Below are 25,297 nucleotides of genomic sequence, written 5' to 3'. Positions count from 1 at the left end.
AATGCCTACAATTATAAATCAACAAAAAAAGCTAAGTGCTATAGCCTTAGCTTTATCAATGTTGATAACACCAACCGCTTCAAGTCAAACACTTGAACAAGCTGTTGCACATACACTGGACACAAATCCAGATTTACGTATCGCTTTTAATAGCTTTAAAGCACGTGAAGAGCAAGTTAATCAGGCTATCGCAGGTTATTTGCCAACCGTAGATATAACTGCAGGCTATGGCTGGGAACAAACAGATAGCCCATCGACACGCCGCAAAGCGGGTCAAGGTGATGTCAATGATGACGGTATTATTGAATTAGAACGTGGCGAAGCTGGCTTTAGTATCAAACAAATGATCTTCGATGGTTTTTATACCAGTAGCGAAGTCGATCGTTATTCGTTTGAAGCCAGTGCCGATCAGTGGGCATTATTTTCTGCTGCTGAAGATATGGCATTGGATGTCACCAATGTGTACCTTGATGTAATCCGTACCGAACAAGTATTACAACTCTCTGAAAAAAACCTCGCCAGTCATAAAGAGATTTACGATCAAATAAAACAGCGGACAGACTCAGGGTTAGGCTCGATAGCAGATTTATCACAAATCACTGGTCGTCTTGCCCGAGCAAATGCCAATGTTATTTCGGCTAAAAATAATTTAGAAGACGCACGAGCAGCCTTTATAAGAATTGTAGAATCACAACCAGATAACTTAATCTTACCAGTAGCTGATGCCGACATGCTGCCAGAAACCTTAGCACAAGGGATCATTACAGCAAAAGCGAAACATCCAGTGTTAAAAACAGCTGCAAACGACATAAATGCCGCGAAAAAAGAGCGTAGCTCAGCCAAGGCCACCTATTTCCCACAACTAAGCCTAGAGCTGAATGGTAATTGGAATAACGATACTGATGGAGAAGATGGCTACAGCGCAATTAGCAGCCAAAATGTCAATGGCTACAATAACGAGTTAGTCGGAATGGTTAGGGTTAAATATAATCTTTTCGCTGGCGGTAAAGACATCGCTAAAGATAGAGAAACCGCTTATAAGATCAATGAAGCGAAAGAAATTCAACAACGCGCTTATCGACAGGTAATTGAAGGAACGACTCTAGCTTGGAATGCCTATCAAATGTTAGCACCGCAAAAACAATTCATTCGCGAACATGTAGAAGCGGCTAAACAGACTCAAGTGGCTTACGTGCAACAATTTAATTTAGGCCAACGTAGCCTTCTCGATTTACTCGATACCGAGAACGAACTATTTGAAGCACGTAAAGACTATTTACAAACGGAATATGATGAAATCGCTGCTCGATATCGAGTTTTAAATGCGACTGGCGATCTACTCGACTCACTTCGAGTTACCCGCCCAGAAGAATGGCGCGGCGAGCGCGATTATGAAGGAGGCGTGAATTAATGAGATATTTAATTATTCTACTGATATTACTAACTACCGTAGGTTGTTCACTCAACAATATTGTCGAAAATAATTCGTCAACGCTACAAAAATTTGATCTTACAGACAATGATCATGACGGTGTAATAATGGCTCGAGATAACTGTATGGGCACAAATATTGGTGCGGCAGTCGATAATTACGGTTGTGGTAACATTAAGGACATCAACGAACGCCAAGAATTAAAAATACTCTTTAGTAATAATTCTAATGTTATCGAACCTCAATATTACGACCAAATTGAACGCGTTGCGGAAATAATGAAAGCCTATCCTATTACTAAGGTAACGATTGAGGGTCATACAAGCAAACGAGGTAGCTATGAGCTAAATTTAGCGTTATCTCAGAATCGCGCCAAGGCGGTAGTAGAAGTACTCGAAAAAAACTTTGGTATTGATCCTAGCCGTTTAACTGCGATTGGCTATAGTTTCGATCGTCCCATTGATAACAGTGGTACACCAGAAGCAGAAGAGCGTAATCGCCGAGTTATCGCAGTTGTAACAGCCGATGACACTGTTCCTGAAATGAAATGGAATATCTACACGGTAGACGGACAATTCGAATAAAGGACACACAAGGTATTGATTTTTTGAGTCGTGAAGGCCAAGTAAAAACATCGCAATACAAAAGGGTCTGTCATGTTTCTATTATGACATCGGCTCTTTTAGTTTCATGTTTATATGCGGCGCCGACTCAAGAGTTAAATCAACAAGAAACAGTTTCAGTATTATCAAAACACTATGGCGATCGTGCAGGGTTACGAGCAAAGGCTTGGTTTAACATCCTCAATGATTCACAACAACTTGCAGATATAGACAAGTTAGAAAAAGTTAATCAGTTTTTTAACTTATTTCATTTCATTGATGATCAAACTCTGTGGGGCGATTCTAATTACTGGGCATCACCGATGGAGTTTATTGGTGCCAATGGCGGTGATTGTGAAGACTTTTCAATTGCAAAGTACTTTACCCTTCTTCAGCTTGGTATTACTGAAGATAAACTTAGGATCACCATGGTAAAAGCAACATCATTAAATCAATATCATATGGTGTTAGCATATTATGAAAAACCAAATTCGATTCCATTGGTGCTCGATAATTTGGATAAAACGATAAAATTGGCAACAAAACGAAAAGACCTCCTGCCGGTCTATAGTTTTAACGGTAAGCAATTATGGTTAAACAAAGAAAAAGGCCGGGGTGTATTAGCTGGTTCGTCATCGCGTCTTGAAAAATGGACTGACCTTAAACTTAGATTAGGCGTAGACCGTTTACGCCAACCAAAACTCAACATGGAGTAGTGACAACATGACCCTGTTCAGGCAGATCTATGCGTTACTTTTCGGGCTTTTCTTGTTAACGATTGCAAGTGTTGCCTATGTGCAATTTTCAGAGACTCAACGTTTTTTAACGACACAAATGGAATCTGATCTCAATAATGCCAGTAATTCATTAGGTTTAATGCTGACTCCTGTTTTAGAAGCTGGCGATGATGCCGGGGCAGAAACATTAGTCAATGTTATTTTTGAGGGCGGATATTACCAACAAATTAAGTTAACTTGGTTAGTCGATGGCAAACAACAAGTATGGAATAATGCGATTAGAATCGAAGGTGTGCCGCAATGGTTCATCGACTTAAATCTATTTCACACTATAAAAAAAGAGAGCACAATTACCTCTGGCTGGCTACAACTAGCAACATTAGAAATTACTGCCCACCCAGGTTTTGGCTACCATGAATTATGGCGAATCATTTCAGATATTATCATTCTATTTTCAATTTTATTTCTCATTGCTATCGTGCTTGCAAGAGTAGGATTAAGTTGGATCTTAAAACCGTTAAACACACTTTCTGTACACGCAAAAAAAATTGCTGACCGTCAATTTGGCCCCGATATGCCAACGCCAAAAACAAAAGAATTAAAAGAATTGGTAAATGCATTTAACAGTATGTCGGCTCAGTTAAAGCAAGTATTTAACTCACTTGACGAGGAAGTATCCGCGTTAAGAAAGAAAAATCTCGTAGATCAAGTATCTGGATTACCCAATAGACAGTATATGGTCAGCCGAGTTAATGGTTGGTTAAGCGAACCGAGTACTGGTGCACTTTATTTAGTCAAAATGGATTGGCTAGAAGAAGTTCATAGTAAATACGGCTTCCAAGTTCGAGATGAAACCATCCGCATTCTGGCTGAAAAGCTACAACATCATCAAGATGAAATCTCTATTTCTGTTATCGCTCGTATAGCCGCTTATGAATTTGCTTTCCTTGTTGAAGACTGTGAACATGATCAATTAACTAAGTATTTACAAAGTTTAATACGAACGGTTAATAAAGAAATATCTAAATCCGGCTGTAAACCAAACGAACAGTTTTATATTGGTGTGGCAGAGCGTCTGGGACAAATGACCGTATCGGATATGTTGGCCCAGGCAGATAATGCTCTCCAACAATCGATTAAAGAAGGCAAAGTATTTCATTGGTTTGAGAACACTCAAAAGCAATTGTTCACTCGAGAAGAGTGGCGCAGTAATTTGAATCATGCAATAAAACATAAGAAATTCCAATTTCGCTGGCAGCCGATTCAACTTTGTGAAAAAGATGAAATTTGTCAGCGAGAACTATATTGCCAACTGCAAATAAACGATACAATCCTGCATGCTGGTCAGTTTATGCCATATGTAGAATTGCTCTCATTAGGCACAATGCTCGATCGCTGTTTAATAGAGACGGTAAGTGAACATCGTTTACTTGAACGTAATTATGAACGCGTCGCTATTAACCTCACCTATCAAAGTATTAGCGATGCTGATTTCCATATTTGGTTAAAGCAATTTCTTAGAACCAATAAATATACTAATCGCATTTGTTTTGAAATTCCTGAAGCCAGTGTTTATAGCGATTTAGAATCTTGTGAAAACCTCTGTAAAATCATCCGAGATTCAGGAGCACTTTTTGGAATTGACCATTTTGGCCGCCAATTTGGTTCAATGGCCTATTTACAAAGCTTGCGTCCACACTATGTCAAACTCGACCAATCACTTGCTTATATTGAAGACAACCAACATAACAGTGAGCTATGCAGAGCTTTAGTCAATGTAGCCAAAGGCTTAGATATTCAAGTAATTGTGACGGGTATTCAAGAGAAGGAACAACTCTCTCGCTTTACTGAATTAAGAGTTGATGCATATCAGGGCTTTATAGTACCGCCGGTTAATATAAAGCTATAAATCATATTGCTTCGCTCACACTAACCACTCTTCGGAGTGGTTTTTTATACCTTAGTTATTTACTCATAACACATTATGATAAACCCAAAAGCGATGCCAATGTGCATAATCCTATCGGCAATGCTAACCTCCCATACTTCAACACATTACTTGCTAACCATGTCAGCATAATACGAGTTAAACGATTACCAAGCTTAGTCATAAGATTAAGCAATATAATGACCAGCGCCCCAAGAAATATAACCACATAAAATTCTGTAGCTACGGTTAATTTGAAATCTCACTAGATGATTTTAAATTTGTGAGTTATCCCGCTCTTAATCAGACAGAGGTTAGATAACCACAGCAACCGTATCGAGGTTACAGATGCGCTGCAATATAATGGCCTACTTGTGGGTAAACGCCATGTACCCTTGCATATAGACAGTACAAGCGTCACTAAGTTAGCTAATAACAATATCATTGATATTAGCTATTTTTAAAGCTGGAGTATTAGTAATCAAATGGAACATTGGAATAATTAATCAAAATTGTAAAAACAAAAAAGCCACTCTAATGAGTGGCTTTTTTGTAAAATTGGTCGGTGATAGAGGATTCGAACCTCTGACCCTCTCGTCCCAAACGAGATGCGCTACCGGGCTGCGCTAATCACCGAAATTTTTCGTTAACTCTTAACTGTAGGCCAATTAACATGACATTAATCAGAATACATAAATATGGTCGGTGATAGAGGATTCGAACCTCTGACCCTCTCGTCCCAAACGAGATGCGCTACCGGGCTGCGCTAATCACCGAAAATAAAACTATATAAAACAACAAATTGAATGGGGTGACTGATGGGGCTCGAACCCACGACAACCGGAATCACAATCCGGGACTCTACCAACTGAGCTACAATCACCACTGACTTTCAATTCTACTAACCAATACGACAGAAACTGTACATGCCGAATGGTGCGCCCAGAAGGATTCGAACCTTCGGCCTTACCCTCCGGAGGGGTACGCTCTATCCAGCTGAGCTATGGGCGCTCGCCTTGGTTAGCGACGCATATAATAAGGATAAACCTACCCCGCGTCTAGCCCTGATTTGCTTTTTTTAACTAACTGGTTAACTTTTGACTCATTTACGATAACTAATTACGGATTCATTATAGTTATTAACCTTATACTTACATTTATTTCTCTTGGATCACATTTGTATTTATGGTAAATATAATGGTTGTTCAACAATAATTCTTCACATAATTAATAAGATAAGAAGAACAGGTAATATGGATACGGATTTCGGCCTCTTAAAAGCATCTCAACGAGTCGAACACCTGCAAAAAAGGGTTGTTCGCTTGAAAGGGTTGGCTAAAAAGTATAAACGTTCTGAAATTATTCAGAACGCGTTACTCGGCATTTCCAATATTGCTACTCAAGTCACATCTCTTGATGACTTTTATCAAAGAGTTCATTTACATTTACAGCAACTCATTCCTGCAGAAAACTTTTTTATCGCATCTAAAGACGCCGAAACAGGACTCACTAGTTTACCTTTTTTTGCAGACCAACAAGATTCTCATCCATCTGAACTTTATCCAGACCAAGAAATATCAACTTTACTCAATGCAGGTCTAACGGGTTACGTGCTCCGTCATGGTGTACCTTTATTATGTGACGATAATAAATTTGAGGAACTGATCGCCAGTGGCGAGATTAAAAGCCTTGGCTCTCCAAGCCATCAATGGCTCGGTGTGCCGATTAAAAGCCAAGATGTCATTAGCGGTGTACTGGTAGTACAAAGTTATAACCCAGCCAATACCTATGGCGAATTAGAATTAGAATTAATGGGGTTTATTTGCCACCATATTTCAGGGGTTATGGAACGACTTGAGCATCATGAACAACTTGAACAAGCTATTGTAGAGCGCACAAAAGAGCTCAGCAAAGCATATGACAAAGTCAAAATTGAAGTAAAAGAACGCGTAAAAGCAGAAGAATTACAAAAAGCGCTATTTGAAATTGCAGATCTGTCTGCATCTAAGGTATTTCAACAAGATTTTTATTTACGGCTCCATAGAATTATCAGTCAATTAATTCCAGCTAACAACTGTTTCATCTCACTGATTGACGACGATAATATGTTGTCATTTCCTTTTTATGTTTCACAAAGGACTACTGAGTATCCAGCTTCACGGCCAATGCAAGATGGATTAACTGAATATATTTTACAACATAAGTTGCCACAATTATGGTCCGCAAAAGAAATTGCTAAAATGGTCGCTATGGGTGAAGTGTATGCAAAATCCCCAAGTTTGAATAAAACGCAAAAGATGCACCAGTGGATTGGCATTCCGTTAATGATTAATGGCGATATTGGCGGTGCATTGACAATTTACAGTCTGGATGATGAGCATATATATCAATTAAAAGACTTAGAATTACTGACCTTCGTTTCCCAACATATAGCTAATGCAATTGAGCGAAAGCAAGCGGTTGAATCACTCAAAAACAGTTATGAGCTACTAGAAGATAAAGTAATAGCCCGTACCCATGCGCTGGCCGAATTAAATAACAATCTGCAGCAAGAAATAAACCAACGTCGAAAGATAGAAGCTCAACTGGTTCATGATGCACAACACGATGGATTAACAGGTTTACCCAACAGATGTTTTTTGATGGACCGCTTGTCACAAGCATTAAAACATTTTCGCCGCCATGGATTAGATCAGTTTTCGCTATTATTCATTGACTTAGATAGATTTAAGGTAATAAATGATTCTTTTGGTCATTTAGAGGGTGATCGTTTTCTCATTGAAACCGCAAAACGATTAAAGTCGTGTATTCGCGAGAATGATACTCTCGCTCGTATGGGAGGAGATGAGTTTGTAATATTACTTGATTCAATTAATGCGACAGAAGATGCAAAAGACGTCAGCGAACGAATTTTACACGCCTTATCAATGCCATATCAACTAGCAGAACAAAATTTCATTTCGGGAGCAAGTATCGGTATCGCCTTTAGTGGTCATAATAAAATGATCACCAGTGAATCGATCTTACGAGATGCTGATGCCGCGATGTATCAAGCTAAGGCCAATGGCAAGGGTTGTTATGTCATTTTTGATGACAAACTCAGTCTACAAACAAAACAACAATATGACTTAGAGATTGACTTCAAAAAAGCCTTAGACCGACAAGCATTTGATATTTATCTCGTTGAAGTCGTCGATTTTAGTAACGGTGAAATTATTGCCATTGAGCCACAAATTGAATGGCACCATCCAGAACAAGGCAAGATTGAACATGCCAAAATGAAACATCTTGCGGCACAATACCAGCTCACGCTAGATTTAGATGGTTATATTTTTAGTTATTTGCAGAACCAATATCAATCGCTAAAACAACAATATAGTAAGGATGTAAGCTTACATCTGTCCATTAGCAGTCAGCATATTAAAAATAAATTTGTATTACGTAATTTAAAAAACACCATAAAAAGCAGTAACATCAACGTCAACAAATTAATGCTATTCTTCAACGAAAAAGCCCTAGTACAAGATACTGAAAATCACATCAATGGTTTCGAGCTTATCTCACAATTAGGAGTCAACATCGGTATTGATGGTTATGGAACAGGTTATAGCTCATTAAGTTGTCTAAGTTTCTTACCCATTAAGGCATTAAAATTAGATAATGATATCAGTAAGCACTTACTCAATGAGAAACAATTACAATTAGTGAAAGCTTATCAATTGACGGCTAACACACTTAATTTTGATATGTACGCCACAACAGTAGACACCCAGCAACAAGTCAGGCAATTTTTAGAGCTCGGTTATGCTCGTGGCCAAGGACGAGCAATTAGCAAATTATTTACCGAAAACAAAATCAGCACCAACCATGCGCTTAATCAATTAAACATAAATGGTTAAGCTTATTTTTTAAACATATCGCGTATATTGGCGATATGACTTTTACTGGTTTCCACACGTTGCTCTTCAGTTTGTACTGGTTTACGGTTTTCCCAAATTAAATCATCTTGCGGTAACTCAAGTAAAAAACGGCTTGGCTCACAACGCATCGTTTCGCCAAATTGGCGTCGCTCTCGGCATATTACAAACCATAACTCACGTTGTGCCCGAGTAATCCCCACATAAGCCAAACGTCGTTCTTCATCAACATTATCTTCATCAATACTCGACTGATGGGGTAAGATCCGTTCTTCAACACCCACCATAAACACAAAAGGATATTCCAATCCTTTAGAGGCATGTAGAGTCATTAACTGAACTTGATCGCCACCTTCATCCTCGCTATTACGTTCCATCATGTCGCGCAGGGTTAATCGAGTGACCACTTCAGGTAAGGTCATCGGCTCATCTAATTCATCACCTTCAAGCATTTCGGTGACCCAACGATACAATTCTGAAATATTCTTCATCCGCATTTCAGCCGCTTTGGCGCTGGTACTGGTTTCGTAAAGATAATCTTCGTAATTAATTTTGCGAATTAACTGTTTAATTGCTTCAACAGGCTCTCCACGAGTAGCGACCTCACCAGTATCGACAATAAACTTACCAAACTGATACAAGGAGTTAACCGCTGCGGGCGCTAAATGATGGTTGAGCTCAACATCAAAAATCGCTTCAAATAACGAGATATGCTTTTGATTAGCAAAATTACCTAAGCGCTCCAGTGTCGCAGGTCCAATACCACGCTTAGGTAAGTTAACCACTCGCAAAAAGGCATTGTCATCATCAGGATTCACCACTAAACGCAAATACCCCATAATATCTTTAATTTCTGCTCGAGAGAAAAATGAGGTGCCACCACTCAGTTTATAAGGGATCCGGTTAGTCATTAGCGATCGTTCTAGTAAGCGAGACTGATGATTACCACGATATAAAATGGCGTAATCACCAAACTTGGTTCGTCCAACAAACTTGTGACGAATAATTTCGGCAACAACTCGTTCAGCTTCCTGTTCTTCATTTGCGGCAATTAATACCCTAAGCGGCTCACCATAAGCTAACTCACTAAATAACGCTTTGTCGTACACATGAGGGTTGTTAGCAATCAAAATATTGGCTGCACGAAGAATACGTTGGCTCGAACGATAGTTTTGCTCTAATTTAATCAACTTTAGTTTGGGGAAGTCTGTTCCAAGTAACACTAAGTTTTGCGGTTTCGCACCACGCCAAGAATAAATAGACTGATCATCATCGCCAACCACGGTAAAGCGTGAACGCTCACCCACCAAAAGTTTAACTAATTCATATTGGCTGGTATTGGTATCTTGATATTCATCCACCAACAAGTATTGGATTTTGGTTTGCCAACGAGTTCGAACGTCTTCATTCATGCGCAACAATAAGGTAGGAAGTAAAATAAGATCATCAAAATCGAGGGCGTTATAGGACTTCATATGCTGAGCATAGCGTTGATACAACATAGCAAACAATTGGCTTTGTTCATCTTTTGCCATACTGATTGCTTGTTGAGGAATGACTAACCCGCCCTTCCAATTTGAAATTGCAGATGCCAAAGATTTGATCAGATCTTTATCTTCATCCAATTCATCTTCGGTCAACTCTTTTAATAACGCGAAAGTGTCTTGATCATCAAACAGTGAAAAACCCGCCTTCAGCCCAAGCACTTTATGCTCACGCTTAATGATTTCAAGACCTAAAGTATGAAAGGTAGAAATCCATAATCCACGGGCTTCTTTGCGCCCCATAGACTGTGCCACACGCTCTTTCATTTCACGCGCAGCTTTGTTGGTAAAGGTGACAGCGGCAATATTTCGAGCTTTATAACCACATTTTTCAACTAAATAAGCAATTTTATTAATGATCACCCGTGTTTTACCACTTCCAGCGCCAGCGAGCACTAAGCATGGACCCGATACATAATGGACCGCTTCATTTTGCCCTGGATTGAGTTTCATTAATCATTACACCTTACTTAACCTTAAACGAGGACGGATCATAGCAGAATCAACTGGTGACGGTTAACGAAAAATCACAGTTAAGGTTTGGAAAAACGCTTACCTCGGTTACAATTGACTCAATATCTCAGTAGGGAATCATTATGATTAATCCAAAGAAAATTGAAGAGCTCGCTAAACAACTTAGCGACAATCTGCCTAACGGTGTAAAGCAGTTTGCCGGAGAATTTGAAGAGCGCAGTAAACAAGTACTGCAAAACCAACTGATGAAACTGGACGTAGTTTCACGTGAAGAGTTTGAAGTACAACAACACGTATTACTTAAAACCCGCGAGAAGCTAGAAGCATTACAAGCACAAGTGAATGAATTAGAAAAAAAGCTTGCTGAGTAGCTCACCAGAATTAGGGATAACACTCGATGTTACTGGCTCTGTAATCGTTTCAATAAACTTTTCAGACATAAAAAATGACGCTATTTAGCGTCATTTTTTTACTTACATTAGCTGAGTAAACCTCAATTCTGGTTAAGAGACTCTTCTAATGCATATAAACAAATGGCGACGTTTTCACGACGGGCACTAAAGCCCATTAAACCAATGCGCCATGCCTTACCCGCTAAAGCACCTAAGCCAGCACCAATTTCTAAATTATATTCTTCCAATAAATACTTACGCACGGCAGCGTCATCAACACCATCGGGAATATACACAGTATTAAGTTGTGGTAAACGTGATGCTTCTTCAACCACAAATTCAAACCCAAGTTTGGTTAATCCATCACGCAAAAACAGATGCATTTTACGATGTCTTGCCCAGGCATTTTCGAGCCCTTCGTTGGCTAACAAACGCAAAGACTCGTGCAGTGCGTACAAGGCATTAACTGGGGCGGTATGATGATAACTGCGTTTAGCGCCTGCACCATTCCCCCAATAACCCATCACTAAGGTTTGATCTAAGAACCAACTTTGTACTTGAGTAGTACGGGCTTTTAACTTAGCAACTGCCTTAGGCGAAAATGACACAGGAGATAAGCCAGGCACACAAGACAAACATTTTTGACTACCCGAATAAATGGCATCAATTCCCCATTCGTCCACCAGCAACTCCACGCCACCTAATGATGTTACCGCATCAACAATGCTGATACAGTCGTGTAATTGCGCTAAGGTACACAAGGTTTTGGCATCAGACAGCGCACCTGTTGAGGTTTCAGCATGCACAAAGGCTAAGAATTTTGCATCAGGATGCGCAACAAGCGCAGCTTCAACTTTATCAGGGCATACTGGTTCGCCCCATTCATTGTCGACCACTACCGCAACACCACCAACACGTTCAACGTTTTGGCGCATTCGCTCACCAAATACACCATTACGGCACACAATGACTTTCTCGCCTGGCTCGACTAAATTAACAAAACAGGTTTCCATACCGGCACTGCCTGGTGCTGATACGGCTAAAGTCATTTCATTTTTGGTTTGAAAGGCGTATTGAATGAGGCTTTTTAGTTCATCCATCATACCCACAAAAAGTGGATCAAGATGACCAATAGTCGGTCGAGCTTGCGCAGCAAGTACTTCAGGATACACATCAGATGGGCCTGGGCCCATTAGGATTCGGCGTGGTGGCATAAAAGCTTGAATTGTTGGTACGGGTAACATCAATGTCTCCTTAAAATGAGGTCTTATATGCTCGTATTACCAGCATATGGAAAAATTCACCCTACATATAAAGCAACCCACCCCAATCGCATAATGCAATAACCGCATAGAGCATTGGCAGTGTTGGTACTCACCCACGAATATATTTTCGTTTTAGGCGCACTGACAATACCACATTGAGGCGTTAAATCACCTCAGTATGGTATTTTAATATCAATTATGATTTTGCTTTAGTGCTATTCAAAAATAACTGATAAGCCGGACTATGAGTCTCTTCTTGATACACAAAACCCAAGTCTGTTAAAAACTGGGCAAATGCGACATCATCATTTTCAGGTACTTCAAATCCTGTTAACACTCTGCCAAAGGCTGCACCATGGTTGCGATAATGAAATAAACTGATATTCCATTTGCTCTGTAAGGTGGTTAAAAACTTCAATAGTGCCCCAGGATGCTCAGGAAACTCAAAACTAAACAGGCGCTCTTCTAGTGGTTCTAGTGGATGACCACCCACCATATAACGCACATGTAATTTTGCGGTTTCATCTTGAGATAAATCTTGAACCTCAAAGCCTTCCGACTCAAGTAACGCGATAATATCTGCTAACTCGGTTTGCCCACCCGTTAGTCGAATTCCGGCAAATACCACCGCAATATCACGACTGCTAAAGCGATAGTTAAACTCGGTCATAACACGGTTATTCAGTAACTGACAAAAGCGTAAAAAACTGCCTGGTTTTTCAGGTATTTTGACCGCTAACACCGCTTCTTTTTGTTCACCTAATTCACAACGCTCAGACACATAACGTAAGCTATGAAAATTAACGTTAGCACCACTTAAAATAGCAGCCACTTTTTTAGGTGCATCGATGGCGTCACCCTGTTGAGCCATGTACTTTTTAAGCCCAGCAATTGATAAAGCCCCTGCGGGTTCGGCAATCGCTCGGGTATCTTCAAAAATATCTTTGACTGCCGCACAAATTTCATCAGAAGTGACAGTAACCACTCCATCAACGTATTCACGCGCTAATCGAAATGGCTCATCACCAATACGTTTAACGGCAACCCCATCAGCAAACAAACCAACTTGAGCCAGAGTGACTGGTTCATCGGCTTCTAACGCGGCTTTTAAGCAGGCTGCGTCTTCTGGCTCTACGCCAATGATTTTAACTTGTGGCATCACCGCTTTGTAATAAGCTGCAATGCCTGCTATTAGTCCACCACCGCCAACCGGTACAAACACAATTTCAATATCACGTTGTTGCTGCACCATTTCTTGGGCAATGGTGCCTTGACCGGCAATCACCGCTTCGTCATCAAACGGGGCGATATAAACACGCCCTTCTGTTGCTGAAAGGTTTTTAGCATAATCATTCGCTTGATCAAACGCTTGCCCGTGTAGCACTACAGTGCCACCCAAGCGTTTTACTGCATCAATTTTAATATCAGGTGTCGTACTCGGCATCACAATAACCGCATCGATACCGCGGCTGGCGGCTGACATTGCCACACCTTGAGCATGGTTACCCGCCGATGCACACACCACACCTCTATCACATTCATCTTGAGTTAACGCAGCGATACGGTTGTAGGCACCACGTAACTTAAATGAATGCACGGGTTGCATATCTTCACGCTTTAAATACACCTGACAACCAAATCGAGCAGACAATTTATTCATGCTCGACAATGGCGTCACTTTAGCCACATCGTAAACCGACGACAGCAAAATTTTCTGTAAATAATAATGAGCGAGATCTAATTGAGCTTTAGACGCCAAAGCCAACATATTACCCCTCCAGCTTAGAACGATCGCGTACAGCACCTTTATCAGCACTGGTAGCAAGTAATGCATAAGCTTTCAGTGCTAATGACACATAACGCTCACGGGAAACAGGCTTCCAACCTAATGGGCCTTTGGTATCCATCGCATTGCGACGACGAGCAAGCTCTTCATCACTGACATTAAGTTGAATGTTACGCTGAGGGATATCAATGGCAATTTGGTCGCCATTTTCAATTAACGCAATAGTGCCACCAGAAGCAGCCTCTGGTGATACATGGCCAATCGATAAACCAGACGTTCCACCGGAAAAACGACCATCGGTAATTAGCGCACATTTAGCGCCTAAACCACGTGATTTTAAATACGTTGTTGGATACAGCATTTCCTGCATGCCAGGGCCGCCTTTAGGGCCTTCATAACGAATAACCACGACATCGCCTTCTACCACTTCTCCGCCTAAAATGCCTGCTACAGCATCATCCTGGCTTTCATATACTCGAGCACTACCGACAAACGTTAGATTAGATTCATCGACGCCAGCCGTTTTAACAATACAGCCATCGACAGCAACGTTACCTGACAATACGGCTAAGCCACCTTCTTGGCTAAAGGCAAACTCACGCGAGCGAATACAACCATTTTCGCGATCATCATCGACACTGTCCCAACGACAATTTTGACTAAATGCTTTAGTGGTTGGAATACCTGCTGGGCCTGCACTAAAAAAGCGCAACACGTCAGGATCGTTAGTTTGTTTAATGTCATACTTGGCCAACACAGTTTTTAAATCGCCACCGTCATCTGCTGCTACGTGTGGCACATCATTATGCAATAAACCAGCACGGTCTAACTCACCGAGAAGAGCCATTACACCACCCGCACGATGCACATCTTCCATATGATATTTAGGTGTTGATGGCGCAACCTTACATAAATGAGGAACTAAGCGCGATATCCGATCAATATCCGCCATGGTAAAGTCAATTTCGGCCTCTTGAGCAGCGGCTATTAAATGCAATACCGTATTGGATGAGCCTCCCATGGCAACGTCTAATACCATGGCATTTTCAAATGCTTTAAATGAAGCAATATTACGTGGCAATGCTGTTTCATCGTCATGCTTGTAATAACGCTCAGCCAACTTCATCACGCGGCGACCGGCTTCTAAAAATAATTCACGACGGTCCTCGTGAGTTGCCAACATAGAACCATTACCCGGTAACGATAATCCTAGGGCTTCAGTTAAACAGTTCATTGAGTTAGCAGTAAACATACCCGAGCACGAGCCACAGGTAGGACAAGCACTACGTTCAATTTGCTTACTGTCTTCATCACTGACATTGGTATCAGCACCGGCAACCATCGCATCAACCAAATCAAGTTTAATCAGTTGATCAGATAACTTGGTTTTACCCGCTTCCATTGGACCACCTGATACAAATACCACAGGGATATTTAATCGTAGCGCGGCCATTAACATGCCAGGAGTAATTTTGTCGCAGTTAGATATACACACCAATGCATCGGCACAATGGGCATTCACCATATACTCAACACTGTCTGCAATTAACTCGCGCGACGGTAAGCTATACAACATGCCACCATGACCCATGGCAATACCATCATCTACCGCAATAGTATTAAATTCTTTGGCAATTCCGCCAGCTTCTTCAATAGCACCAGCAACCAATGACCCCATATTCTTTAAATGTACATGGCCGGGTACAAACTGAGTGAACGAATTAGCGATTGCGATAATGGGCTTGCCAAAATCGTTTTCTTTCACGCCAGTGGCACGCCATAGTGCGCGGGCGCCTGCCATGTTGCGGCCTTCGGTACTGGTAGCTGAACGTAATTTTGGCATTGCTAATATCCTTGGTTAAATGTGGTGCGCGTTACCTGTGTCATCACGATAACGTTCTAATAAATGGTTAATAAAAAACTTAACTGTTTGCTGCTTGGTCCAATGACACGGCAGGTAATACTTTACAATGCGTCACATCAATTAATTTATCTAACTGGTTACTGAGTAATTCAATTGCACGTTCAGCCTCAACCCATAAGGCAATAGCCATGCTGGCGTCATCATTGATGTGTACCTGCATTTGAGTGACTTTAAATCCACGATGGCGAGTAACACGCAGTACACGCTCAAGTACTTCAGGGCGTTGTTGAACGGTTATTTCTAATGCATGCATCATGTTTGTTTCTCCATTTGATCCATCATTTCACTATTACTTGCGCCCGGTGGTACAAGAGGCCATACGTTAAAAGCATCATCAATCGACACATGCAGCATATAAGGACCTTTACTGTTCAACATTTCGTCTAATGCTTGTTCGACTTGATCTGCACGGGTTATCGTTCTACCCGGAATATCAAATGCCGACGCCATAAGGACAAAGTTAGGATTATCAGATAAGTCGGTTTCACTGTAACGCTCTTCAAAAAATAACTGCTGCCACTGTTTAACCATACCCAATTTTTGATTATCAATCAGTAAGATTTTTACTGGTAATTTACGACGTTTAATGGTGGTTAACTCTTGAACATTCATCATAAACGAGCCATCTCCAGAGACTGTGACCACGGTCGCATCAGGTCGCGCAACTTGAGCGCCAATCGCAGCAGGCAAACCAAAACCCATAGTACCTAAACCTGCACTTGATAAATGATCTTCTGGACGACGGAACCACATATGTTGTGCGACCCACATCTGATGCTGACCTACATCACAGGCAACAACACTGTCCTCGGGAAGTTTATTGGCTAAACGACGTAACATCGCAGGGGCATAAATTAAATCTCCAGGATGATGATAATCCCATTGGTGTGTACGAGATAGCTCTTCAACATTTGCTTGCCACGGACTAATATCAAGCTGTCCAGCTACCGCAGCGGTTAGTGCCGGTAACACTATGCTAAGCTCTGCAGCTATCGCTACGTCAGCTTGGCGTAACTTTCCAATTTCTGCGGCGTCTATGTCTAAATGTAATACTTTGGCGTTGCTGGCAAAACTGGCAAGACGACCAGTAACTCGGTCATCAAAACGAGCTCCGACAACCATTAGCAAATCGCATTCTTGCACGGCCAAATTAGCACCTTTACCACCATGCATACCCAACATGCCTAAATAACCTTTGGTGCCATGCGCAATGCTGCCTAAACCTTTTAAGGTGGCTACCGATGGAATGCCTGTGGTGTCGATGAACTGACGTAAATGTGCAACGGCACCAGCCATTCCAACACCACCACCGACATACAACATAGGCTTTTTAGCATGTTTAATTAGCGCTATAGCGGCATCTAAGTCATCGACTTGTGGAAGTAATTCATCAGTAACGCTTTGAAGGGGTGTTTTGTATTCTAATGCTGCAAGTTGAATGTCTTTTGGAATATCAACTAAAACAGGACCAGGACGCCCTTCTGCAGCAACTTCGAATGCACGATATAAGGTGGGAATAAGCTCATTGATGTCGGTGACCATAAAACTGTGTTTTGTGCATGACAACGACATACCTAATACATCAATTTCTTGGAATGCGTCAGTACCAATAACACTGGTAGACACTTGGCCGGTTATGGCAACTAATGGTACAGAATCAAGTAAAGCATCAGCAAGTGAGGTGATTAAGTTAGTGGCGCCAGGTCCTGAAGTAGCAAAGCACACTCCGGTTTTACCACTAGCTCGAGCATATCCTACGGCAGCAAATGCGGCACCTTGTTCATGGCGGCTAAGTAAGTGCTCAACAGGTCCACCATAGAGGGCGTCGTAGATTGGCATAATGGCCCCGCCAGGATAACCAAACACGGTCGTCACACCATGTGCTGCTAGTACTTTGATTACGGCATCTGCGCCACGCATTTTTTGTCCTGCTTCCATATTCTCGTCTCTACTTCGTCAATGTATCTGCTTGCTCTACTGATATGCTATCTGGGTATTGTTATTTACTTGAACTTAAAACTAAAAAACCCCCGGTCCTTTCGGAGCGGGGGTTTTTGCAATCTGTTTGACTTAAGTCAGTCTAGTTGCCAAAACGCCACCCCCGCTGTGATTTAATAATCACTACGGTAATAATTTCGAGAATGAGTATGGCTGAGTGGTTAAACATATTATCGACTGTATCCTAAGTATCTTCGCTAATTCATATCGTGGTATTTAACCACAACCTTCATGGTGTACTTAAAGAAGTACCATAAAAGAATTACCCAATACAACTAAAAAATCTACTTTGTAAAAAAAAATTCAGCTTCCCTGCCGAGACAATGCAAACAACAACAAAAACTTAACCCATGAATTCAATAAATATTTATTGTGAATTCAATTTAACCATTTGTTTTTTCAGCGCCCCAATCAATAAGATGAGGACGTTTCGATTGATGCCTGTCCGACAACGGGGCTTAATTTCAGCCAAAACTCTGAACAGGTACAACATCAGTTCAATTTAACGTTTAGTATTAACCACTAATAATTTGTGCTTAGTTAGCTTCCACAATACTTTTCATATCAGTCATGTAACCACGTAATTCAGCGCCGATAAACTCAACTTCTGTATTACGAATTTGATCATTTACATCAATTAAGCGCAGGTTATCAACACCAGTGGATTGATCCTTAAAACCGCCGCCTAAATACTCAGATGACATTGCGTTTACGTATTCACGTAGCATTGGCACTGCCGCATGGTTAAACAAGTAACAACCGTATTCAGCTGTATCTGAAATAACGATGTTCATTTCATATAAACGCTTACGCGCAATGGTGTTAGCAATCAAAGGTGTTTCATGTAGCGACTCATAGTAAGCAGACTCTTCAACAATGCCTGCGGCAACCATGGTATCAAACGCAAGTTCTACACCTGCTTTGATCATAGCAACTAAGAAAATGCCTTTATCGAAATACGTTTGCTCATCAATATGATCAGATGAAACTGGCGCATTTTCAAATGCAGTTTCGTTGGTTTCAGCTCTCCAACGCAATAAGTTAGCATCATCATTAGCCCAGTCTTCCATCATAGTGCGAGAAAACTCACCACTGATAATATCGTCCATGTGCTTTTCAAATAGTGGCTTAAGGATTTCTTTTAACTCTTCAGCCATATCAAATGCTTTGATTTTAGCTGGGTTAGACAAGCGATCCATCATATTGGTAATACCGCCGTGCTTAAGCGCTTCGGTAACGGTTTCCCAACCTTGTTGAATTAACTTGCCGGCATAAGCTGGGTCAACACCGTCGGCAACCATTTTTTCGTAACCTAAAATAGCACCCGTTTGCAACATTCCACATAAAATAGTCTGTTCGCCCATCAAGTCTGACTTAACTTCTGCCACAAAAGATGACATTAATACGCCGGCACGGTCGCCACCGGTAGCGCTAGCATAAGCCTTCGCAATGGCCAAACCGTCACTGTTAGGGTCGTTTTCTGGGTGTACAGCAATCAATGTTGGTACACCAAAACCACGCTTATATTCTTCACGGACTTCTGTCGCAGGGCACTTTGGTGCAACCATAACAACAGTAATATCTGGACGAACTTGCATGCCTTCTTCAACGATATTGAAACCATGTGAATAAGATAACGTAGCACCTTGCTTCATTAATGGCATAACCGCATTAACAACGTTAGTATGTTGCTTATCTGGTGTTAGGTTTAACACTAAATCAGCTGCAGGAATAAGCTCTTCAAAGGTTCCTACTTTAAAGCCGTTATCAGTGGCTTTTTGCCACGATGCACGCTTTTCAGCAATGGCTTGCGGACGTAAGGCAAAAGAAATGTTTAGGCCTGAGTCACGCATGTTTAAACCTTGGTTAAGGCCTTGGGCGCCACAACCTAAAATCACGATATTCCAATCTTTAATATATTGGCAACCATCACTGAATTCAGTACGGTCCATAAAGCGGCATTGTGCTAATTGAGCTAATTGTTGACGTAAATTCAGAGAGTTAAAATAGTTAGCCATCTGATACCACCTATAAAATTTAATAATTTGGGACTCAACATCTTATTAGTCAGCGACCTTAAGCGTTGTGATTGAAGTCACTATAGCGCATGCATATGATTGCTTAAAATGATATATTCGGGATGTCACGTTGCAATTAATGCAACATTAAATGCTTAACCTAATATTTAACTTACATTTGAGCTCTAAGGTGCTGTGATGGATATTCGTTCACTTAAAATGTATTTACACTTATGTGATAGCCTGCATTTTGCCAAAACAGCAGAGCAATCGCATGTCAGTCCATCGACATTAAGCCGTGCCTTACAACGTTTAGAAGAGGAAGTGGGTAGTAAATTGTTTGAACGTGACAATCGCAGTGTCACGATGACCCATGCAGGTATTGAATTTAAACGTTTTGCCGAGCACACATTATCGGAATGGACTCAATTACGCAGTCGTATTGACCCAAGTCAGCAAATTTTACGCGGCAATCTTAATTTGTATTGCTCGGTGACTGCGACTTATAGCCATTTACCAGCATTGTTAGATCGATTTAGACGTGAGCATCCTCATGTCGATATTAATCTCCATACCGGAGACCCGGCTAATGCAGTAAACCAAATCCAAAAAAATCGTGCCGATATTGCCATTATTGCATTGCCGGAAGTCTTTCCTAGCAGTTTGCATTTTACGCCGATTGATAAAGTACCCATTTCCGTCATTGCCCCAACAATACAATGCCAAGTACAGCAATGGGTAAACCAATCCCAAATTGACTGGGCTAAGTTGCCCTATATCGTACCGGATCATGGTCCCGGCAGAAAAAGAATTGATTTGTGGTTTAAGCAAATGGGCATAAAACCCAATATTTATGCCCAGGTATCAGGTCAGGAGGCGATAGTCTCTATGGTCGCGCTCGGCTGTGGTGTTGGTATCAGTCCAGAAGCCGTGCTCCTCAATAGCCCGGTACGTGATCGCATTCAAACTTTATCGTCACCAGTCGCGATCCCGCCATTTGAATTAGGCTGTTGCTGTAAAGAAAAACGCACCAATGATCCTATCATTAGTGCATTCTTAGCGATCATTTAATGACGCTGTTTAGCTTATCTAGGGAAATTGACTTAAGGCAGTGGTGGTATTTCAATGTCTATACGAGTCACCAGCAGTTGGTCAACTTTGTATGAATCAATATCGACCACTTCAAATTTATACCCGGCGTAATTGACAAAATCGGTTCGTTTAGGAATTTTGCGCAACATATACATCATAAAACCAGCAATAGTTTCGTAATTTTGATTATGCGGAAACACTTCAATATTAAACGCACGCATTACATCAGTAATAGGCGTCACCCCATCCACTAACCAAGAATTACCATCACGGGCAACAATTTGCTCTTCGCTTTCATGTAATGACCACGCGCCCATAACAGCACTTTGTAAATCATTGGTGGTGACAATGCCTACAACCAACGCATACTCGTTCATCACCACAGCAAAGTCGGAACGATTATTCTTAAAATATTCCATCGATTCAGACAAGGTTAACGTATCAGGGATAATCAAACAGTTATGTACTAACGTACTGCCTTTTAAAGTTATGTTCTCGCCGTTAATTACTCTAATTAGCAATTCTTTTGCATCAACAAAACCTTTGATCATATCAAGTTGACCATCACAAACTAAAAACTTGTTATGCGGATTTTTAGCAATTTTCTGTTTAATGTCTTCTTCGCTGTCTTGCAGTAAAAAATACACTAAACTTTCACGCGCAGTCATTGCAGAGGTCACCGAAACCGACTGCATTTCAAACACGTTTTCCATCATTTGCTGTTCGCCTTTATCCATCACCCCCGCTTCTGTACCTGCGGTCATCATGGCGTAAATATCATCATGGGTCACTTGGTCATTACGCGCAGTAGGTACTTGTAACAATTTAAAAATTGCATTGGCCAAGCCATTAAAAATCCACACAAATGGCTTTAATATTTTAATACACAAAATTATTGGCATCACAAAAGTAACCGCGACTTGCTCTGGGATCACCATCGCAATACGTTTAGGCATCAAATCAGCAAATAGAATAAACAACGAGGTGACAGTCACAAATGAACAGACAAAACTCAGTTGCAAACCCCATTCATTGCCTAATAAAGGCAACAGTAATGCTTCAAAATGAGGTCTAAATGCCGACTCACCCACGATACCGCCCATGATCGCAACCGCATTCAGTCCGATTTGTACCACGGTAAAAAAACTACCTGGAAGAGCTTGTAGCTTCAACACCTTTGCTGCACGCAAGTCACCCTCATCAGCCATTAATTGCAAACGCATTTTTCGTGATGCCGCAAGGGCAATTTCGGACATAGAGAAAAAACAACTGATGCCTATCAGGCACAAGATGATCAATAAATTATCAGAGAGGCTCATAGTTTACCTTTACCTGAATACTAGCCAAAACATCAGGATTGTATATACATATCATTGTTGCAAAATGGGCAAATGCAAGACCTTAGCCATTTATTAATATTCAAATTAACAAGACTAATGATTCAATACACATAGAAATAACGAGTGTTGAAATATCATTATAGTGTTTCACGACAACAGACCTATTTATGATCCTTCCTTGTGTACTATAAAGCGACGGCATTCTACTCAACATCACTGATTTAAACTAGCTTATAAACATAACTTTATCTGACTTATTTAGCCTATATCACGCAAAAAAATACATCGCTGCTAGACTATAAACATATCTTCACTTGTATATTATTCAAACAAAAGGAATTGTTAATGGCGATAGCCTGTGTATTTACTCGAGCAAGCTGCGGTGTAGAAGCGCCAAGAGTTACTGTTGAAGTGCATTTAAGCAACGGTTTACCCGCATTTAATCTAGTGGGACTGCCAGAAACCTCTGTCAAAGAAGCTAAAGAACGCGTTAGAAGTGCGTTAATTAATGCTGGCTTTGAATTCCCACAAAAACGCATTACCGTCAATTTAGCCCCAGCAGATTTACCCAAGCAAGGCGGACGATATGATTTACCTATCGCAGTAGGTATTCTCGCAGCATCAAATCAAGTTCCAGCTAAAGCATTACATCAATGTGAGTTTGTCGGTGAACTGGCACTCTCCGGCCAAATACGCCCTTGCAGTGGATTATTACCAGCCATTATTGCGGCACGTAATGATCAACACCATTTTTTTATGCCCATCGAAAACCGCCATGAAGCTGAGCTGGTTGGCTATCATCACAGTTATTTTGTCGCCCACTTGCAGAACTTAGCGGCTTTTCTACACGGCCAAGCACAATTACCTCTGCTTGATACCTTACCTGAATGGATAGAAGAAGAGCCCCGAAACCATTCATCGCTTTGTATGAGCGATGTCATCGGCCAGTATCAAGCCAAGCAAGGACTTGAAATTGCGGCGGCCGGAGGACACAACATGCTGTTCGTAGGACCACCAGGAACGGGGAAAAGCATGCTAGCCAATAGAATCATTCCACTATTACCAAAACTCACTTACGATGAAGCCATTGAAGTAGCAGCTATTCATTCTGTCGCTGGATTACATGTAAAACCGCAAAATTTTCTTAATCGCCCTTTTCGCTCGCCACATCATACATCATCATCTATTGCACTGATTGGTGGTGGAAGTCATCCAAAGCCAGGTGAGATATCATTAGCGCACCGTGGGATATTATTTCTTGATGAAATAGCTGAGTTTCCGCGTAAAGTATTGGATTGTCTGCGTGAACCTTTAGAAACCGGCCAAGTTGAGATTTCACGTGCTGCAGCAAAATTGACTTTTTTGAGTCGATTTCAACTTATTGCCGCAATGAACCCAAGCCCTTGTGGCGATACAGAGCGCGCGCGTTCAACTCCTGATCAAATTCAACGTTATTTATCCCGTTTATCAGGGCCATTTTTAGACCGCTTTGATTTAACCGTGGATGTACCCAAACTTCCTGCTGGCACCTTAACCCAACAGCATCAACCCGGTGAGACCAGTATTGAAATAGCCAAGCGGGTCAAACAAGCACGCGATCAACAACTCAGCCGATCTGGAGTGTTAAATAGTGAATTATCCCCAAAACAACTCAAACAAGATGGTGCTATTACTCAACCCGATCTTGAATTTTTAGAGCAAAGCGTTGTGAGTTTAGGCTTGTCTGTACGCAGTTTTCACCGCATTCAACGGGTATCACGCACCATTGCCGACTTGCAGCAATCGCCTACCATCGAACGAGGTCACATTGCTCAAGCCCTTGGTTATCGGGCAATGGATCGATTACTGGCAAAACTGAATCAGCAATAAACCTAATTTAACCTATCGTATTGATTGAGCAAAACCGCGACTACTAGTAACATAGCCCTCCGTTTATAGGAGAGAACAATGTCGCTGCTGTCGAAAATCAAAGGTTCAATTGCATTCTTATGCTACTTATTTAATACCATTTTTTGGACCATTCCCATTTTAGCTTTCAGTTTTGTAAAGTTAATCCCCATTGGCATTATCCAAAAAATCTGTAGTTATATTCTCGATAATTGCGCGACAGCATGGATCAGTGTCAATACCGTGGTAGAAGCTATTTTTCATCCTATGCGTATTCATATCACAGGCGACCAATCCTTTTCTGAAAAAGAATGGTACATGGTAATAGCCAACCATCAGTCATGGGTCGACATCCTTATTTTACAACGGGTTTTTAATCGTAAAATTCCTTTTTTAAAATTTTTCCTAAAACAAGAATTGATTTTCGTCCCAATACTCGGTATTGCTTGGTGGGCATTAGACTTTCCTTTTATGCGCCGTTACAGCACGGCACAATTGCGCAAAAATCCTAAATTAAAAGGTAAAGACATCGAAATAACCCGCAAAGCGTGTGAGAAATTTAAAACCAAACCTGTCAGCATTATGAATTTTGTCGAAGGTACACGGTTTACTGCGGCTAAACATGACAAACAAGAATCGCCTTTTCAACATCTTTTAAAACCCAAAGCGGGCGGAATGGCATTTGCGTTGTCAGCCATGGGTGAGCACATTAATAAATTGGTTAATGTCACCATATATTACCCAGATATAGTGCCAACCTATTGGCAATATATTTGTGGCGGATTATCTGAGGTCAGAGTGGATATCAAAATTACAGATATTCCCCAGCGGATGCGGGGTGATTATATGAAAGATCGTGAATTCAAAATTGACTTCCAAGAACAGCTTAATCAACTCTGGATCGACAAAGATAAGCAGTTGGATATGTTTGCTGCACAAGCAAAACAAGAGGTATAGCCAAG

At 41.1% G+C, this 25,297-nt stretch carries 17 protein-coding genes and 4 tRNA genes; 9 read left to right on the top strand and 12 right to left on the bottom strand.

The features are described 5' to 3' along the window. The first annotated feature begins 1 nt into the window (after position 1). From ABIS04_RS02005 to ABIS04_RS01990, 4 genes are all read left to right on the top strand, one after another. On the top strand, positions 2 to 1,411 hold the full coding sequence (locus ABIS04_RS02005) for a TolC family outer membrane protein (protein WP_350432427.1): 1,410 nt from the start codon (positions 2 to 4) through the stop codon (positions 1,409 to 1,411). Further along, positions 1,411 to 2,016, top strand: a complete 606-nt coding sequence (locus ABIS04_RS02000; protein ID WP_350432426.1) for an OmpA family protein — start codon at positions 1,411 to 1,413, stop codon at positions 2,014 to 2,016. Before ABIS04_RS02005 ends, ABIS04_RS02000 begins: the two co-directional genes overlap by 1 nt. A gap of 83 nt (positions 2,017 to 2,099) precedes the next feature. Further along, positions 2,100 to 2,750, top strand: coding sequence for a transglutaminase-like cysteine peptidase (locus tag ABIS04_RS01995; RefSeq protein WP_350432425.1), 651 nt, complete (start codon positions 2,100 to 2,102; stop codon positions 2,748 to 2,750). 7 nt (positions 2,751 to 2,757) lie between these two features. Continuing rightward, entirely contained in the window at positions 2,758 to 4,680 is a 1,923-nt protein-coding gene (locus ABIS04_RS01990; RefSeq protein WP_350432424.1) for an EAL domain-containing protein, read from the top strand. Positions 4,681 to 5,257: 577 nt separating this feature from the next. Here the strand turns inward: ABIS04_RS01990 and ABIS04_RS01985 are convergent. The 4 genes from ABIS04_RS01985 to ABIS04_RS01970 all read right to left on the bottom strand — a co-directional run bounded on the left by ABIS04_RS01985 (position 5,258) and on the right by ABIS04_RS01970 (position 5,709). Further along, positions 5,258 to 5,334 (bottom strand) — tRNA-Pro (locus ABIS04_RS01985). 63 nt (positions 5,335 to 5,397) lie between these two features. Continuing rightward, a tRNA-Pro gene (locus ABIS04_RS01980) sits at positions 5,398 to 5,474 on the bottom strand. Positions 5,475 to 5,505: 31 nt separating this feature from the next. Beyond that, a tRNA-His gene (locus ABIS04_RS01975) sits at positions 5,506 to 5,581 on the bottom strand. 51 nt (positions 5,582 to 5,632) lie between these two features. Continuing rightward, positions 5,633 to 5,709 (bottom strand) — tRNA-Arg (locus ABIS04_RS01970). 242 nt (positions 5,710 to 5,951) lie between these two features. Between ABIS04_RS01970 and ABIS04_RS01965 the strand changes: the two genes are divergently transcribed. After that, a complete protein-coding gene (locus tag ABIS04_RS01965) occupies positions 5,952 to 8,597 on the top strand; it encodes a diguanylate cyclase domain-containing protein (protein WP_350432423.1) in 2,646 nt (881 codons plus the stop codon). A 2-nt stretch (positions 8,598 to 8,599) separates the two neighbouring features. On the opposite strand, the gene rep is transcribed toward ABIS04_RS01965, so the two are convergent. Beyond that, positions 8,600 to 10,612 carry a DNA helicase Rep gene (gene rep / locus ABIS04_RS01960; RefSeq protein ID WP_140233161.1) on the bottom strand — a complete coding sequence of 671 codons (2,013 nt, stop codon included), beginning with the start codon at positions 10,610 to 10,612 and terminating at the stop codon, positions 8,600 to 8,602. A gap of 143 nt (positions 10,613 to 10,755) precedes the next feature. Between rep and ABIS04_RS01955 the strand changes: the two genes are divergently transcribed. Next, positions 10,756 to 11,004 (top strand): accessory factor UbiK family protein, encoded by a 249-nt coding sequence (locus ABIS04_RS01955; RefSeq protein ID WP_140233160.1) that lies wholly within the window; start codon positions 10,756 to 10,758, stop codon positions 11,002 to 11,004. A gap of 122 nt (positions 11,005 to 11,126) precedes the next feature. On the opposite strand, the gene ABIS04_RS01950 is transcribed toward ABIS04_RS01955, so the two are convergent. From ABIS04_RS01950 to ilvC, 6 genes are all read right to left on the bottom strand, one after another. Then, positions 11,127 to 12,269: an alanine--glyoxylate aminotransferase family protein gene (locus tag ABIS04_RS01950; RefSeq protein ID WP_140233159.1), complete on the bottom strand. Its 1,143-nt coding sequence runs from the start codon at positions 12,267 to 12,269 to the stop codon at positions 11,127 to 11,129. Between the two features lie 217 nt (positions 12,270 to 12,486). Then, complete coding sequence (gene ilvA, locus ABIS04_RS01945; RefSeq protein WP_350432422.1) at positions 12,487 to 14,058, bottom strand: threonine ammonia-lyase, biosynthetic; 1,572 nt, start codon at positions 14,056 to 14,058, stop codon at positions 12,487 to 12,489. 1 nt (position 14,059) lies between these two features. Next, positions 14,060 to 15,919: a dihydroxy-acid dehydratase gene (gene ilvD, locus ABIS04_RS01940; RefSeq protein WP_350432421.1), complete on the bottom strand. Its 1,860-nt coding sequence runs from the start codon at positions 15,917 to 15,919 to the stop codon at positions 14,060 to 14,062. 79 nt (positions 15,920 to 15,998) lie between these two features. Further along, positions 15,999 to 16,256 (bottom strand): acetolactate synthase 2 small subunit, encoded by a 258-nt coding sequence (ilvM, locus tag ABIS04_RS01935; protein ID WP_350432420.1) that lies wholly within the window; start codon positions 16,254 to 16,256, stop codon positions 15,999 to 16,001. Then, the gene (ilvG, locus tag ABIS04_RS01930) at positions 16,253 to 17,938 is read right to left on the bottom strand and encodes an acetolactate synthase 2 catalytic subunit (RefSeq protein WP_350432419.1); all 1,686 of its coding nucleotides are present in this window, start codon (positions 17,936 to 17,938) and stop codon (positions 16,253 to 16,255) included. Before ilvG ends, ilvM begins: the two co-directional genes overlap by 4 nt. Positions 17,939 to 18,534: 596 nt before the next feature. Beyond that, positions 18,535 to 20,016, bottom strand: coding sequence for a ketol-acid reductoisomerase (gene ilvC, locus ABIS04_RS01925; RefSeq protein WP_350432418.1), 1,482 nt, complete (start codon positions 20,014 to 20,016; stop codon positions 18,535 to 18,537). A gap of 198 nt (positions 20,017 to 20,214) precedes the next feature. Here ilvC and ilvY point away from each other — a divergent pair, with 198 nt between their 5' ends. Further along, complete coding sequence (gene ilvY, locus ABIS04_RS01920; protein WP_137223454.1) at positions 20,215 to 21,087, top strand: HTH-type transcriptional activator IlvY; 873 nt, start codon at positions 20,215 to 20,217, stop codon at positions 21,085 to 21,087. A 32-nt stretch (positions 21,088 to 21,119) separates the two neighbouring features. On the opposite strand, the gene ABIS04_RS01915 is transcribed toward ilvY, so the two are convergent. Continuing rightward, positions 21,120 to 22,427: a hemolysin family protein gene (locus tag ABIS04_RS01915; RefSeq protein ID WP_137223456.1), complete on the bottom strand. Its 1,308-nt coding sequence runs from the start codon at positions 22,425 to 22,427 to the stop codon at positions 21,120 to 21,122. Positions 22,428 to 22,793: 366 nt separating this feature from the next. Between ABIS04_RS01915 and ABIS04_RS01910 the strand changes: the two genes are divergently transcribed. After that, the gene (locus ABIS04_RS01910; protein WP_350432417.1) at positions 22,794 to 24,317 is read left to right on the top strand and encodes a YifB family Mg chelatase-like AAA ATPase; all 1,524 of its coding nucleotides are present in this window, start codon (positions 22,794 to 22,796) and stop codon (positions 24,315 to 24,317) included. A 78-nt stretch (positions 24,318 to 24,395) separates the two neighbouring features. Then, on the top strand, positions 24,396 to 25,292 hold the full coding sequence (locus tag ABIS04_RS01905; protein WP_350432416.1) for an acyltransferase: 897 nt from the start codon (positions 24,396 to 24,398) through the stop codon (positions 25,290 to 25,292). Positions 25,293 to 25,297 lie beyond the last annotated feature (5 nt).

The sequence above is a fragment of the Shewanella sp. H8 genome (assembly GCF_040285065.1).
GTDB classification, from domain to species: Bacteria; Pseudomonadota; Gammaproteobacteria; order Enterobacterales; family Shewanellaceae; genus Shewanella; species Shewanella polaris.
Note: the sequence above shows the minus strand (reverse complement) of the source record. Positions and strands in the feature narration are given on the sequence as shown.

What these genes read in the sequence shown, in the direction of transcription:
- ABIS04_RS02005 (WP_350432427.1), top strand. Translation starts at nt 2, where the DNA reads ATGCCTACAATTATAAATCAACAAAAAAAGCTAAGTGCTATAGCCTTA.
- ABIS04_RS02000 (WP_350432426.1), top strand. Translation starts at nt 1,411, where the DNA reads ATGAGATATTTAATTATTCTACTGATATTACTAACTACCGTAGGTTGT.
- ABIS04_RS01995 (WP_350432425.1), top strand. Translation starts at nt 2,100, where the DNA reads ATGACATCGGCTCTTTTAGTTTCATGTTTATATGCGGCGCCGACTCAA.
- ABIS04_RS01990 (WP_350432424.1), top strand. Translation starts at nt 2,758, where the DNA reads ATGACCCTGTTCAGGCAGATCTATGCGTTACTTTTCGGGCTTTTCTTG.
- ABIS04_RS01965 (WP_350432423.1), top strand. Translation starts at nt 5,952, where the DNA reads ATGGATACGGATTTCGGCCTCTTAAAAGCATCTCAACGAGTCGAACAC.
- rep (WP_140233161.1), bottom strand. Translation starts at nt 10,612, where the DNA reads ATGAAACTCAATCCAGGGCAAAATGAAGCGGTCCATTATGTATCGGGT.
- ABIS04_RS01955 (WP_140233160.1), top strand. Translation starts at nt 10,756, where the DNA reads ATGATTAATCCAAAGAAAATTGAAGAGCTCGCTAAACAACTTAGCGAC.
- ABIS04_RS01950 (WP_140233159.1), bottom strand. Translation starts at nt 12,269, where the DNA reads ATGTTACCCGTACCAACAATTCAAGCTTTTATGCCACCACGCCGAATC.
- ilvA (WP_350432422.1), bottom strand. Translation starts at nt 14,058, where the DNA reads ATGTTGGCTTTGGCGTCTAAAGCTCAATTAGATCTCGCTCATTATTAT.
- ilvD (WP_350432421.1), bottom strand. Translation starts at nt 15,919, where the DNA reads ATGCCAAAATTACGTTCAGCTACCAGTACCGAAGGCCGCAACATGGCA.
- ilvM (WP_350432420.1), bottom strand. Translation starts at nt 16,256, where the DNA reads ATGATGCATGCATTAGAAATAACCGTTCAACAACGCCCTGAAGTACTT.
- ilvG (WP_350432419.1), bottom strand. Translation starts at nt 17,938, where the DNA reads ATGGAAGCAGGACAAAAAATGCGTGGCGCAGATGCCGTAATCAAAGTA.
- ilvC (WP_350432418.1), bottom strand. Translation starts at nt 20,016, where the DNA reads ATGGCTAACTATTTTAACTCTCTGAATTTACGTCAACAATTAGCTCAA.
- ilvY (WP_137223454.1), top strand. Translation starts at nt 20,215, where the DNA reads ATGGATATTCGTTCACTTAAAATGTATTTACACTTATGTGATAGCCTG.
- ABIS04_RS01915 (WP_137223456.1), bottom strand. Translation starts at nt 22,427, where the DNA reads ATGAGCCTCTCTGATAATTTATTGATCATCTTGTGCCTGATAGGCATC.
- ABIS04_RS01910 (WP_350432417.1), top strand. Translation starts at nt 22,794, where the DNA reads ATGGCGATAGCCTGTGTATTTACTCGAGCAAGCTGCGGTGTAGAAGCG.
- ABIS04_RS01905 (WP_350432416.1), top strand. Translation starts at nt 24,396, where the DNA reads ATGTCGCTGCTGTCGAAAATCAAAGGTTCAATTGCATTCTTATGCTAC.